The sequence below is a fragment of the Streptomyces sp. NPDC059452 genome, from assembly GCF_042750035.1.
GTDB lineage: Bacteria > Actinomycetota > Actinomycetes > Streptomycetales > Streptomycetaceae > Streptomyces.
Map to the genome: position 1 here is coordinate 23,499 of NZ_JBHYVE010000028.1, position 12,809 is coordinate 36,307.

11 protein-coding genes are annotated in these 12,809 nt (G+C 72.8%); 3 read left to right on the top strand and 8 right to left on the bottom strand.

The window, feature by feature from the left end; genetic code table 11:
- Window positions 1-80: 80 nt before the first annotated feature.
- On the bottom strand, window positions 81-1,052 hold the full coding sequence (locus ACFW9Z_RS29460; RefSeq protein ID WP_384645617.1) for a LysR family transcriptional regulator: 972 nt from the start codon (window positions 1,050-1,052) through the stop codon (window positions 81-83).
- Window positions 1,053-1,154: 102 nt separating this feature from the next.
- On the opposite strand from ACFW9Z_RS29460, the gene ACFW9Z_RS29465 reads away from it, so the two are divergent.
- The gene (locus tag ACFW9Z_RS29465; protein ID WP_384645618.1) at window positions 1,155-2,528 is read left to right on the top strand and encodes an MFS transporter; all 1,374 of its coding nucleotides are present in this window, start codon (window positions 1,155-1,157) and stop codon (window positions 2,526-2,528) included.
- Here ACFW9Z_RS29465 and ACFW9Z_RS29470 read toward each other — a convergent pair.
- From ACFW9Z_RS29470 to ACFW9Z_RS29495, 6 genes are all read right to left on the bottom strand, one after another.
- Window positions 2,476-3,339, bottom strand: coding sequence for an ABC transporter ATP-binding protein (locus ACFW9Z_RS29470; RefSeq protein ID WP_384645619.1), 864 nt, complete (start codon window positions 3,337-3,339; stop codon window positions 2,476-2,478). The genes ACFW9Z_RS29465 and ACFW9Z_RS29470 overlap by 53 nt on opposite strands.
- A 35-nt stretch (window positions 3,340-3,374) precedes the next feature.
- Window positions 3,375-4,451 (bottom strand): FecCD family ABC transporter permease, encoded by a 1,077-nt coding sequence (locus ACFW9Z_RS29475; protein WP_384645620.1) that lies wholly within the window; start codon window positions 4,449-4,451, stop codon window positions 3,375-3,377.
- Complete coding sequence (locus ACFW9Z_RS29480; protein ID WP_384645621.1) at window positions 4,448-5,548, bottom strand: FecCD family ABC transporter permease; 1,101 nt, start codon at window positions 5,546-5,548, stop codon at window positions 4,448-4,450. The genes ACFW9Z_RS29475 and ACFW9Z_RS29480 overlap by 4 nt, the downstream gene beginning before the upstream one ends.
- The gene (locus ACFW9Z_RS29485; RefSeq protein ID WP_384645622.1) at window positions 5,545-6,426 is read right to left on the bottom strand and encodes a siderophore-interacting protein; all 882 of its coding nucleotides are present in this window, start codon (window positions 6,424-6,426) and stop codon (window positions 5,545-5,547) included. Before ACFW9Z_RS29485 ends, ACFW9Z_RS29480 begins: the two co-directional genes overlap by 4 nt.
- Window positions 6,423-7,469 (bottom strand): ABC transporter substrate-binding protein, encoded by a 1,047-nt coding sequence (locus tag ACFW9Z_RS29490; RefSeq protein WP_384645623.1) that lies wholly within the window; start codon window positions 7,467-7,469, stop codon window positions 6,423-6,425. The genes ACFW9Z_RS29485 and ACFW9Z_RS29490 overlap by 4 nt, the downstream gene beginning before the upstream one ends.
- A gap of 140 nt (window positions 7,470-7,609) precedes the next feature.
- The gene (locus tag ACFW9Z_RS29495; protein WP_384645624.1) at window positions 7,610-8,482 is read right to left on the bottom strand and encodes an AraC family transcriptional regulator; all 873 of its coding nucleotides are present in this window, start codon (window positions 8,480-8,482) and stop codon (window positions 7,610-7,612) included.
- A gap of 145 nt (window positions 8,483-8,627) precedes the next feature.
- Here ACFW9Z_RS29495 and ACFW9Z_RS29500 point away from each other — a divergent pair, with 145 nt between their 5' ends.
- Together ACFW9Z_RS29500 and ACFW9Z_RS29505 are read left to right on the top strand one after the other, a co-directional pair.
- The gene (locus ACFW9Z_RS29500) at window positions 8,628-10,286 is read left to right on the top strand and encodes an ABC transporter transmembrane domain-containing protein (protein ID WP_384645625.1); all 1,659 of its coding nucleotides are present in this window, start codon (window positions 8,628-8,630) and stop codon (window positions 10,284-10,286) included.
- The gene (locus tag ACFW9Z_RS29505; protein WP_384645626.1) at window positions 10,283-12,076 is read left to right on the top strand and encodes an ABC transporter ATP-binding protein; all 1,794 of its coding nucleotides are present in this window, start codon (window positions 10,283-10,285) and stop codon (window positions 12,074-12,076) included. The genes ACFW9Z_RS29500 and ACFW9Z_RS29505 overlap by 4 nt, the downstream gene beginning before the upstream one ends.
- A 13-nt stretch (window positions 12,077-12,089) precedes the next feature.
- Here ACFW9Z_RS29505 and ACFW9Z_RS29510 read toward each other — a convergent pair whose 3' ends face one another.
- Window positions 12,090-12,797 (bottom strand): DinB family protein, encoded by a 708-nt coding sequence (locus ACFW9Z_RS29510; protein ID WP_384645627.1) that lies wholly within the window; start codon window positions 12,795-12,797, stop codon window positions 12,090-12,092.
- Window positions 12,798-12,809 lie beyond the last annotated feature (12 nt).

The window sequence follows — 12,809 nt, forward strand, 5'->3', positions numbered from 1 at the left end:
AACGGGAACTGGCATTCATGCACCCGGACGATGAATGTAGCGCACGACATTGACGCCCAAGTGCCCCTGAACGGAGTTGATCAGGAACGGTTGCGCATCAGTGACAGATCGCCCTCCGGCAGCCATGCCCCGGGCGGCGGCGCGAGCCACCCATTCTCTTTAACCAACTGGTCAGTAGCCCTACGCAGGGCATCTACCCCGGGATGGTCGAGCCCCTTGCGCCAGACCAGCGCCAGCGGCGAAAGCGGAAGAGGACCGACCAGTGGACGCACCACGGTCCCCGGCAGCGGCGGGAACTCCACCACGGCCAGAACGGGATGGCCTCCCTTTGCCATGACCCGTTGAAATTCGGCCACACCCACGGCGAGAGGCACGGGCGGGGCCAGTTCGATGCCCCACTCCGCGAACAACAGCGCGGCAAGGTCCGTCCACTCCCGCGTCCGCTCATTGCCCGCCCCCGCGTAGACGGTCGTCCCGGACAGCTCGGACAGGGGGATGACCTCGCGCCCGGCCAGAGGATGAGCGGCGGGCAGCATCAGGGCCATCGGCTCGTACCGCACCGGCTGTACGGAGAGCCGGGCGAGCACCCCGGGGGCGAGCCCGGCGGCCCGGCCGAAGGAGACATCCAGCCGCCCGGCCAGGATCTCGGAGGCGGCCCAGGTCAGCCCCGACTCGAACCGCGCCATCAGCTCGCACTCCGGCGCGAGCTCACGGGCCCGCTCCAGCACCCGGGCGGCGGTCATGCCCTCACTGTTCAGGTCGACGAGCAGCGGCCGGGCGGGGCCGCCGCTGAAGGCCCCGGCGAGTCCGGCGTGCGCGTCGAGCACCCGGCGCGCGTACGGGAGCAGCCGCTCGCCGTCCGGGGTGAGGGAGACCTGCCGGGTGGTGCGGACGAACAGCTCCACCCGCAGCTCGCGCTCCAGCCGACGGATGTCCCGGCTCAGCGCCTGCTGGGCGACGAAGAGGCGGGCGGCGGCCCGGGTGAAGTGCAGCTCCTCGGCGACGGCGAGGAAGGCGCGCAGGAGACGGGGGGCGGTGTCGGGGGTGGGCACGCGGCGAATCTACAACGCGGCGGGGCATTCACAACAGCAGTGCGTGAATGAGGGGGAAGAAGGTGTTGGACCGGGGCGGCGGGTCACGGAGAGCCTGTCCCCATGCCGAGATCCCCTGCTGCTGCTCCTCACCCCTCCGCCCCTCCCACAACCGCGTTGCTCACCGTCGCCGGGGGTCAGTTGGTCGCGGCCCCGCGCACGGTTCCGGAGGACGTACGGGAGTGGTCGTCGCCCCAGGACGTGCGGAAGCGGTCGTCGCCCCAGGACGTACGGGAGCGGTCGGCACCCCAGGAGATACGGGCCAACCCCTACCTCCGCCTCCTCGCCACCCCCGGCGCCAAGGCCTTCACCGCGGGCAACCTGATCGCCCGGCTCCCGATGGGGATGCTCGGCGTCAGCGCGGTCATCATGATCGCCGGGTCCCGGGGCTCGTACGCCCTCGCCGGGGCCGTCACCGCGACCGGGCTCGCCGCGACGGCCGTCGTCGCGCCCTTCACCGCCCGGCTGGTGGACCGCTACGGGCAGGCCAGGATCGCCGTCCCCGCGACCGTACTCGCCGTGCTCGGCTCCCTGACGCTGGTGCTCTGCGTGCGCTACGACGCCCCGGCCTGGACGCTCTTCGCCGCGTACGCCGCCACCGCGACCACCCCCAACACCGGCGGGATGTCCCGGGCCCGCTGGGCGCACCTCCACCGGGGCGACCCGGCGGCCCTGCACACCGCGAACTCCTTCGAGCAGGCCGCCGACGAGCTCTGCTTCATGCTGGGCCCGGTCCTCGCGGCGACGCTGTGCGCGGGCCTGTTCCCGGAGGCGGGCACGCTGGTGGGCGCCTTCCTGCTGCTGACGGGCGTCCTGGTCTTCGCCGCCCAGCGCGCGACGGAACCGCCGCCGACCCCCCGTACGCGTACGGCCGTCTCCCCGCTCCGTACGCCGGGCATGCCCGCGCTGCTGGCGGTCTTCCTGGCCACGGGGGCGGTGTTCGGGGCGCTGGAGGTCGTCTCCATCGCCCATGCCGGGGGCGCGATCCTGGCGCTCCAGGCGGCGGGCTCCTGCGCGGCGGGACTGCTCTACGGCTCGCTGCGCCCGGCCCGGAACGTCCGGCGCCGCCTGCTGCTCTGCCTGACCGGGATGACGGCGCTGATGTCCCTCCCCCTCCTCGCCACCACCGCCACGGCCTCCCTGCCCGTCCTCGCGCTCTGCCTCCTGCTCGCGGGCGCGGCGACGGCGCCCACCATGGTCACCGGCATGACGCTGATCCAACGCGCCACGCCACCGGGCCAGTTGAACGAGGGCATGACGCTCTCGGTCACCGCACTGCTGGGCGGGGTGGCGGCCGGGGCGGCGACGGGCGGCTGGCTGGTGGAGCACGCGGGTACGGTCCCGGGCTACGCGGCCCCGACGGTCGCGGCGGCCCTCGCCCTGGTCATCGCGGCGGCGGGGACGTCCGGCCGTCGGCGGCCGAGCCCAGCGGGATGACGAGCGGGCTGTGCGCCACGGGGTCCTCGATGACCCGGCAGGGCAGCGCGAAGACCTCCTCCACCAGGGCCTCGGTGATCAGCTCGGCGGGCGGCCCCTCCGCGACGACGGCCCCGTCCTTCATGGCGATGATGTGGGTGCCGTAGCGGGCGGCCTGGTTCAGGTCGTGGAGGACGGCGACGAGCGTGCGGCCCTCCCGGTTGAGCCGCCGGAACAGCTCCAGCAGCTCGATCTGGTGGGCGATGTCCAGGAACGTCGTCGGCTCGTCGAGCAGCAGGAGCGGGGTCTCCTGGGCCAGCACCATCGCCACCCAGACCCGCTGCCGCTGCCCGCCGGACAGCTCGTCGACCGGGCGGGCGGAGAGTGCGGTGGTGCTCGTCTCCGCCATCGCCCGCACGACCGCCGCCTCGTCCTCCCGCGACCACTGCTTGATCAGCTTCTGGTGGGGGTGGCGGCCGCGCGCGATGAGGTCGGCGACGGTGATGCCGTCCGGGGCGAGCGAGGTCTGCGGCAACAGGCCCAGCCTGCGGGCGACTTCCTTCGCCTTGTACGAGGTGATGGCCCGCCCGTCCAGGATCACCTGCCCGGTGCTGGGGCGCAGCAGCTTCGAAAGCCCGCGCAGGAGCGTGGACTTGCCGCAGGCGTTGGGGCCGACGATCACGGTGAAGGAGCCGTCGGGGATCTCCACGGAGAGGTTCTCCGAGATGGTCCGGCGGTCGTAGCCGATGGTGATGTCCTCGGCGCGCAGGCGCACTTGGGAGGCGGGATCGGCCACAGGCGCCTCATGGAGCTGAGCAGGGAGCTGAGTCATGACAGGGAGGTCTCTCCGGTGATCGGTTGAAGGGCTCACGTCCGGCGGGCCTCCCGCACGAGCAGCCAGATGAAGTACAGGCCGCCGATCGACACGGTCACGATGCCGACGGGCAGCTGGACGGGGGCGAACAGCCGCTGCCCCACCAGATCGGCCAGCACCAGCAGGAAGGCCCCCGTCACCGCCGACGGCAGCAGGGCGACCGAGGAGCCCCGGGTGATCCGGCGCGCGATCTGCGGGGCCGCCAGCGCGATGAAGGCGATCGGTCCGGCGGCGGCGGTGACCAGGGCGATCAGCGCGACCCCGAGCACCACCAGGACGAGCCGCACCGCCTCCGTGCGCGTACCGAGCGCGGCGGCGGCGTCGTCGCCCAACTCCAGTACGCGCAGGGCCGGTCCGCAGGCGACGGCGAGCGGGATGAGCAGGGCGAGGAGGCCGAGGACGGGCAGGAGCTGTTCGTGGCCGAGGCTGTTGAGCGAGCCCGCGCCCCAGACGGCGGAGAGCATGGCGTCCTCGATGTCCGACCGGAGCACCAGCCAGGTGTTGAACGCCCCGAGCATGGCGGAGACGGCGATGCCGACGATGATCAGCCGGAACCCCTGGGCGGCCCCCCTGCGGTAGGCGAGCACGAAGACCACGAACGCGGTGAGCACTCCCCCGGCCAGCGATCCGGCGGCCACCTGGTAGTAGCCGCCGCCGGTCAGCAGCAGCACGACGAGCGCCCCGGTGTACGAGCCGGAGGAGAAGCCGATGATGTCGGGCGAGCCCAGCGGGTTGCGGGTGATGGACTGGAAGATGGCCCCGGAGACGGCGAGGGCCGCGCCGAGGAGCACCGCGAGCAGGGCCCGGGGCAGCCGCCACTCCACGACGACCGTGCGGGTGGCGCCCGTTCCCCCGCCGAGCAGGGACCGTACGACATCGGCGAGCGGGATCTCGTACGTACCGAAGGCGAGGGTCACGACCACGGTGGCGGACGTGAGCAGCAGCAGGACCGCGCAACTGACGGCCGTCCGCACGTCCAGGCGGAACGACCAGCGGGAGGTGCGGGTGACGAGGGCGGGCCGCCCGAAGTCGACGGCCTTACTGCTTACGGGAGTTGGGTTCGGCCTCACAGCCCGCTCACCTTCTTGCGGCGGACGAGCAGGATCAGGACGGGCGCGCCGACGAACGCGGTGACGATGCCCGCCTGGAGCTCCTGCGGGGAGAGCACGACCCGGCCGATGACATCGGCGGCGATCAGCAGCAGGGGCGCGCAGAGGGCGGTGTACGGGATGATCCAGCGCTGGTCGGGTCCGATGAACCAGCGGGCCACGTGCGGGACCATGAGGCCGACGAAGCCGATCGGACCGGCGGCGGCGGTCGCGGACCCGGCGAGCAGGGTCACCGCGACGATCACCAGGAGACGGGTGCGGGCGAGGTTCGCGCCGAGCGACTGGGCGAGGTCGTCGCCGAGGGCGACCGCGTTCAGGGGCCGGGCCGCGAGGAACGCGAGCAGCAGCCCCGCGCCGATGAAGGGCAGGACGGTGAAGAGGATGTGCCAGTCCCGCCCGGCGAGCGAACCGGCCGACCAGCCGACGAGTTTGGCGAACGCGTCCGGATTCAGCAGCGTGATCGCCGAGGACACCCCGGCGAGTACGGCGCCGAGCGCGACCCCGACCAGCGTCAGCCGGATCGGGGTGCCGCCGCCCTGCCCGGCCGAGCCGATGACGTACACGAGGGCGGTGACGACGACGGCTCCCACGAACGAGAGCCACAGGTAGGCGCCGATCGAGGAGAGGCCGAGGAACCCGACGCCGACCGTGACGGCGAACCCGGCGCCCGCGTTGACGCCGAGGATGCCCGGGTCGGCGAGCGGGTTGCGGGTCAGGGCCTGGATGAGCGCCCCGGAGACGCCGAGCGCCGCCCCGGCCATCAACCCCAACAGGGCGCGTGGCAGCCGGAGTTCGCGGACGATGAAGGCGTGCTCGGACCCGTCGTACGCGGTCAGCGCCCGCCACACGTCCGGCAGGGGTACGGACCGGGCGCCGACGGCCAGGGAGGCGGCGAGGGCCAGGACGAGGACGGCGAGCGCGACCAGGAGTCCGAGGGCCCGGCCGGAGTTGGTGTGCACGAGCCCGGGGCGGGCCTGACGCCCGGCCGCCCCGGCCCGCGCCTCGGCTTCGGCCCCTTCGGTTCCGGTGTCGGCCCCGGCTGAGAGGGTGGTCGTCATAGCCCGAGCCGCTCCAGCCCCGCTTCGTACAGGTCCCGGCGCAGCTCCTCGTCCTCGGTGCGTTCCCGGATGCCGTTGAGCTCGGCCATGGTTCCGGCGTCGATGGCCTCGTACTTCTCCAGCCACTCCTCCTGCCGGTGGCGCCAGTAGCCGATGACCTGGTACCACTCGGCGGGCAGCTTCAGTTCGTGGCGCAAGTAGCGGCGGGCATGGCGCAGTTCGCCGGACTCGCCCGCCACCCATACATAGGTCCCGGGGGCGAGGTCCAGGCCGCGCAGGATCTCGGTGATCGCGCTGGGGCCCACGCCGTTGCCCCGCCCCGCCACCCAGCGCACGTCCAGGCGGGCGGGGCTGGTGAGCTCGATCCGGTGGGAGGCATCGGCGATCTCGACGACCGCGACGGCGTGCGTGGCCGGGTCGAGCTGTTCCAACAGCCGCCCGAGGGCCGGGAGTCCGGTGGCATCGGTGACGAAGACCTGCCGGGCGGTCGTGCCGGGTGCCTCGTACAGCGAGCGCGGCGGCCCGAAGAGGAGCCGGTCGCCGGGGGCGGCCCGCGCCGCCCAGCTCCCGGCCCGGCCGTGCCCGTGGAGCACGAAGTCGATGTCGGCCTCGGCGGTTTCGGGGTCGAACCGGCGCAGGGTGTAGGGCTGGATGTGCGGGTAGTACCCGTCCGGGTAGTGCCAGTCGCCGTCCTCGTCGACGTCGGGGATGACCAACTCGCCGTCCTCCGGCGGGAAGTGGACACGTACGTACTCATCGCCCACCCGGGTCGAGGGGTAGCCGCCCAGGCTCTCGCTGTGCAGGGTGAGGCGGACCATGCCGGGCGAGAGGGGCACCGCCCGGACGACCTCGGCGACGACGCATGCGGAGCCGGTCATGCCTTGGCCTTCTCACTGATCTCGGCGAGGACGCCGTCCAGCGCGTCCAGGCTCTCGGTGCCCCACTCGAAGGAGGAGACGACGGAGGCGGGGATGTTGCGGAAGACCATGCCGTTCTTCACGGCCGGGAGGTTCTTCCAGACGGTGTTCTTGGCGAGCGTCTTGTCGACGAAGTCCCCTGCCCCGTAGGCGTAGACGAGGATGTCGGCGTTGTCGAGCTTGCCGATCTGCTCCAGCGAGAGCCACTCGCTGACCGAGCCCTCGACCCCCTTGTGCTCGCCTTCGGTGAAGGGCCGGAACTTCGCGCCCACCGCGTCCCACACCGGCACGTAGAAGTGCCCGGCGGGGTAGGTGCCCCAGGTCGTCTGGTCCTGGCCGTAGGCGAAGACCGCGATCCTGTTCTTCTCCAGGACGTCCGCGTACTTCTTCTTCAGCTCGTCGGCCCGCTTTTCGAAGACGGCCGACTGCTTCTCGATCTCCTCGGACTTGCCGACGGCGGCCCCGATCATCAGGGTCCGCTCCTTCCAGGCGCCGATGCCCGCCGCGTCGAGCTGGACGACGGGGGCGATGCCCTGGAGCCGCTTCAGCTCGCCCTTACGGAGGAACCGGGTCTCGGCGAAGATCATGTCGGGGTTCTGCTGGGCGACGGCCTCGGTGTTGAGCTCGTAGTACGTCCCCACGGTGGCGGTGTCCTTGAGCGCGTCGTGGTACCGCTTGGGCCGCAGGTCCGGGTCGTCGCTGTCGAACCCTTCGACGACGCCGACCGGCTTCACCCCGAGGTCGACCAGGGTCGCGGGCGAGTAGAAGTCGACGGAGACGATCCGCTTCGGCTCGGCGGGGACCTCGACCCTGCCCGCGATGTCGGTGACCGTACGGGTGGCGGAGCCCTTGCCCGCCGGGCCGCCGCCTTCCCCGCCTCCTCCGGCTCCGCCGCCGCTCGCGGAGCAGGAGCTGACCCCCAGGACGGCGGCCAGGCTCACCGCCGCGACGGCGAGCAGACGCCTGCGGGACGACAGGAAAGCGGAAGGGCGGCGGGCAGTCATCGGACTCCTTCGGGGACCCCTGTCCGACGGCCGAGGAATGGCCGAAACGAACCGGTTAGGGCAGGCTTACCTAAGGAAGTTACCGCAGTTCCCATGAGGGTATGGCGACACGTTGTCCCGGTTTCACGACACGCACCGCTTCAGAGGGTGGCCTCGGGCACTCCATTCACCGAACGGAAGTAGGCGGCGGGCGTATGGCCGGTGACCTGCCGGAAGAGATCGATGAACGTACTGGGGTTGGCATAGCCGAGCCGCCGCGAGACGGCCACGACCGGCTTGCCCGCCGCGATGTCGATCAGCGCCGACCGGACACGGACGAGAATGCGCCACTGCGTCAGGCTCACCCCGGTGTCCCGCTGGAACCAGCGCATCAGCGTCCGTCCGCTGAGCCCGATCATCCGCGCCCACTCCTCCGTCGTCCGGTCGTCGGCCGGGTCGGCGATGATCCGCTCCGCGATGGTCAGCAGCTCCGGCGTCTTGGGAAGCGGAATGTCCAGCGAGGCCGCCCGGACCGGCCGGATGAGGTCCACCCCCACCCGCTGGAGGCGCAGCCGCTCGTCGGTGCCCATCTCCTCGCTCTGGTTGTGCAGCAGCAGCTCGCGCAGGAGCCTGCTCATCGGGATGCCCACGACGGTGGACCATGCGACGGTGACCAGCTCCGGGCTGAGGAACGTGGCGTACGTGACGGCGCCCGCGCTCGCCCGGACCCGGTGCGGCATCCCGGCGGGCAGCCAGATCCCGAGGCTGGGCGGCACCAGCCACAGATGCCCGGCGGCCTCCACGGTGACGTTGCCGGTGGTGGACCAGAGCAGTTCGTGCTCCTGGTGCGCGGTCTCGGCCCACTCGGTCGGCTCGGGCGTGGGGAAGGTCCCGGTGGTCAGCAGCCAGCGCGGCTCGACCTTGGGCCCGTCGGTCTCCACGGACGCGGTCCACTCGTCGCGCTCCAGGGTGGGGGCGCCCCAGAGGCGTACGGCGGAGCTCTGCGGTGTTTCTGTGTGTCGCTTTACCGGCATAGCCTGTCACGATACCTTCTTGTGGCCACCGGGTTCCGCTTCCTAGCGTGGAACGGTGATCACTCCCCTCGCCCCCGCCCCTCCCCCCAGCGCTCACAGCCGTACAGCGCGAAGAGGATGCCCCTCCCCGTCCGCCGACGCCCTCGTGCGCCGGACCTCCTTCGGATCGGGGCGCGGCCGACGGCTGGCGGTGGCCGGGGCCGGGTTCGCGGGGCACCAGGTGGCGGAGGCCCTGGTGCCGGTGCTGCTCGGGGTGGTCATCGACCGCGCGATCGGCCGGAACGACCCGGGGGCGCTGCTGGGCCTGCTGGCCGCGCTGGGCGCCCTGTTCGGCGCGCTGATCCTCTGCTGGCGGACGGGCTCGCGCCTGACGACCGGGGTGTACGTGTACGGGGAGCACGATCTGCGCCTGCTGACGGCGGACCGGGTCCTGCACCCCCGGGGCGCGGCCGGACGCCGGCCGCCCGGCGAGGTGCTCACGGTCGCCACCTCGGACGCCTCCAACGTCTCCGGTGTCTCCTGGCTGATCGCCGAACAGGGTGCGGCGCTGGCCGGGCTGCTCACCGCGTCGCTCTCGCTCTTCCTCATCTCGTGGCAGCTCGCCACCGTCGTACTCGCCGCCACGGCCGTCCAGTTGGCCGCCCTGCAGCTGCTGAGCGGTCCGCTGGAGAGCCGGGTCTACGCCGAACAGCGGGAGGCCGCCCGCGCGGGGGCCCTGGCGACGGACTTCACGGCCGGGTTCCGGGTGCTCAAGGGGTTCGGCGCGGAGGGGACGGCGGCGCTGCGCTACCGGGAGGCGAGCCGGAGCTCGATGCGGGCGGCGCTGCGCCGGGTCCGTTCGCTGGCCGGTCTGACGGCGCTCAACTCGGCGGCCTCCGGGGCGTTCCTCGCCGGGATCGCCCTGCTGGCGGCCTGGCACGCGCTCGAAGGGCGCCTCACCGTGGGCGAGTTCGTCACGGCGGTGGGGCTGGCACAGGTGGTGGCGGGCCCGATGGAGACGCTGGGCTTCTTCGGCGCCTCCGTGGCCGCGAAGCGGGGCTCGGCACATCGGCTGGCGGAGCTGCTGGCGGAGCCGTACGCGGTACGGGAGACCCCTCCGGGGCACCAAGTGAGCGAACCGACACCGCTGTTCGCCCTGCGCCACGGCACGGTGACGATCACCGCACGGGCGGGCGAGCTGATCGGGGTCCGGGCTACCGGCGCGACGGCCGAGGAACTGTCGGCCCTGGCCGCCTGCCGCCGGGCACCGGAGCCGGGGCAGTACACGGTGGGCGTGCCCGTGCCCATGACCGTGCCCATGACCGGCACACACGCCGATAACAGCAAGTGGCCCGGCCCCCTCCCGAGCCGGGACGCGGCAGGCCTCTCCCCCGACGACGTACGCCGAACGGTCCACGCACCCCCGCACAGTGCGGCCGTCTTCACCGGCACGGTCGCCGAGAACCTGGTCACGGAGAGCACTCCGTGCGCGACGGCGATCGCCGCGTCCGGCCTGGACGACGTACTGACCCACCTCCCCGACGGGCTCGGCTCGCAGGTGGGCGAGGGGGGCCGCTTCCTCTCCGGCGGCCAGCGCCAACGGCTGCTGCTGGCACGGGCGTTGCACCAGCCACAACCCGTGCTGGTGCTGCACGAACCGACGACCTCGGTGGACACGGTGACGGAGGACCGGATCGCACGGGCACTGCGCGGACACGCGGACCGGGCGATCGTCCTGATCACCACCAGCCCAACTCTGCTGAGCGCCTGCGACCGGGTGTACGACCTGACGCGGGAGCCGGTGGCCGTGGAGACCGCCCGATGAAGACGACCAGCGGCAGCGGCACGGAGCGCATGGTGTCCCAACTCCCCATTGCCACACCCCGCGAGACCGCCCGCACGACCCTCCGCCTGCTCGCCCGCCACCGCGTGCGGCTCACCGCGACGGTCCTGGTCCTGCTCGCCGCAACGGCCTCGGCCCTCGCCGTACCGGCCCTGCTCGGCACGATGGTCGACGCGGTGGCCGGGGGCCGCCCCTGGTCCGCGCTCCTCGCTCCCGCCGCAGGGATCGTCGCGGCGACGGCGGCGGGCGTCGGGCTCGGCTGGTGGGGCCAGTTGCTGCTGGCCCGTACCGCGCAGCACACGCTGGCAGGCCTGCGCGAGGAGGTCTTCGCCACGGCGGTGGCCCAGCCCTCCGCCGTACTGGAGAGGGCGGGCAGCGGGGACCTGGTGTCCCGGGTCGCCGGGGATGCCGAGGCGGTCAACACGGTCATCGGGCGGGTGCTTCCGGCCTTCGTGACCGCGCTGTTCACGATCGCGCTGACACTGGTCGGCATCGGCGTCATCGACCCCCGCTTCGCGCTCGCGGTGCTGGTGGCGACCCCGGTGCAGTACGTGGCGCTGCGCCGCTTCCTGGCCCGATCGGGCCCGGTCTACCGGTCCGCGCGCCAAGCGGAGGCGGCACGCGGCCAGCAGCTCATCGAGACCCTGACGGGGGCGGACACCGTCACGGCCCTGCGCGCCCAGCCCCGGCACCGGGCCGCGATCGCCGCCACCTCCGAGCACGCGATCGGCCACGAACTGCGGGCGGTACGGCTGCGCACCACGTTCTACGGGCTCCTGAACCTCGCGGAGTTCATCGGCCTGGCCGCCGTCCTCGCCGTGGGCTACCACCTGGTGGGCGCGGGCGCGGTGACGCTGGGCGCGGCCACGGCGGCGGCGCTCTACTTCCACCAACTGTTCGGCCCCATAGGCGTGCTGCTCTCCAACGTGGACGAACTCCAGAACGCGGGGGCGGGTTTGGCGCGCCTGGTGGGGGTGCTCGCACTCCCCGCACCGGACACGAGCGCCGGGGAGGAACCACGCAGGACATGTCCCCCGGCCGGGCGGCTGACCCTGGAGAACATCTCGTACGGCTACGCCCCCGGCCGCCGCCGCACGCTCGACGGGGTGACGCTCACCGTGGAACCGGGCGAGACGGTCGCGGTCGTCGGGGCGAGCGGCGCGGGCAAGACGACACTCGCCAAGATCGCGGCCGGGCTCCTGACCCCCGACACGGGCCGGGTCCTGCTGGACGGCACCCCGCTCGACCGCCTCCCGACGGCCGAACTCCGCCGCCGGGCCGTCCTGGTGAGCCAGGAGGTCCATGTCTTCGACGGCACGGTCGCGGAGGATCTCCGCCTGTTCGCGCCCGGGGCCACGGACGCCGCGATCCGCGCGGCGGCCGACCACCTGAACGCGACGGCCTGGCTCGACGCGCTCCCCGAGGGCCTGGACACGCACGTCGGCGCGGGCGGCCACCCCCTCACGGCCGCCCAGGCCCAGCACCTCGCCCTGTTGCGGCTCACTCTCGCGGCCCCGGCGGTGGCGCTGCTGGACGAGGCGACGGCGGAGGCCGGAACGGAGGACGCGGACCTGCTGGAGCACGCGGCGACGGCCGCGCTCACCGGACGTACGGGCATCGTCATCGCCCACCGCCTCGGCCAGGCGGCCCGCGCGGACCGGGTCGTCGTCATGGACGCGGGCCGCATGGTCGAGTCCGGCACCCACACGGCTCTGCTGACGGCGGACGGCCCGTACGCGCGCCTGTGGGCGAGCTGGAACCGAAAGCAGTAAGGCCCCCGGAGGGCTAGAAACGAGCCCGCCACAGATCACGAAGAACCGCGATCTCAGCCATGTGATGGATGAGTTCGAGGTTGGCCCCGAAGAGCACGCTGACGAACGGGTCGTCGGGATCGGAGCCGTACGGATACTGCGAGAAGCCGACGGTGTCGAGCTGCTCCTCGGTGACGGCCCCGATGCTCTCGCGCCAGCGGTCGAGCGCCGCCCAGAACCGCTCCAGCGCCAGATCGGCGGAGGGGCTGAAGTCGACCATCAGCCTCGGCTCCCGCCTCCGCTCCCCGAAGGACCACTCCCACTGGCCCGCGAACCCGGAGTGCAGATGACCGAGGCGCCAGGCGATGGTGGTGACGGGTACGACGTCGGGTTCCGGCTCTCCGCTATGGGCGAGGACCTCCTCGACCCGCTCGACGCTCACGCTCCAGTCCTCGGCGATCTTCGCGACGGACATGCCCCCGGCGGCCTGCCGGGCGACCTCGGCGTACTCACCGGCCGGGATCTCCGGCGCCCCCTTGTCGATCACCCAGGCCCCCGGCCCGTACGCGCGAGGCGTGACCGCCTCCTCCCTGGGCCGGACCGACCAGCACCCGTCCACGGGCTCCCACAGGTACTCCGCGTCACTGAGCCCGGTCAGCCGCACCTGGGCCGTCTCCCGGGCCTGGTCGAACTGCGCCAGCAACAGCCCCAGCCGATCCGTCCGTACGCCTGCGGTTCCCATGCCCGGCTTCCC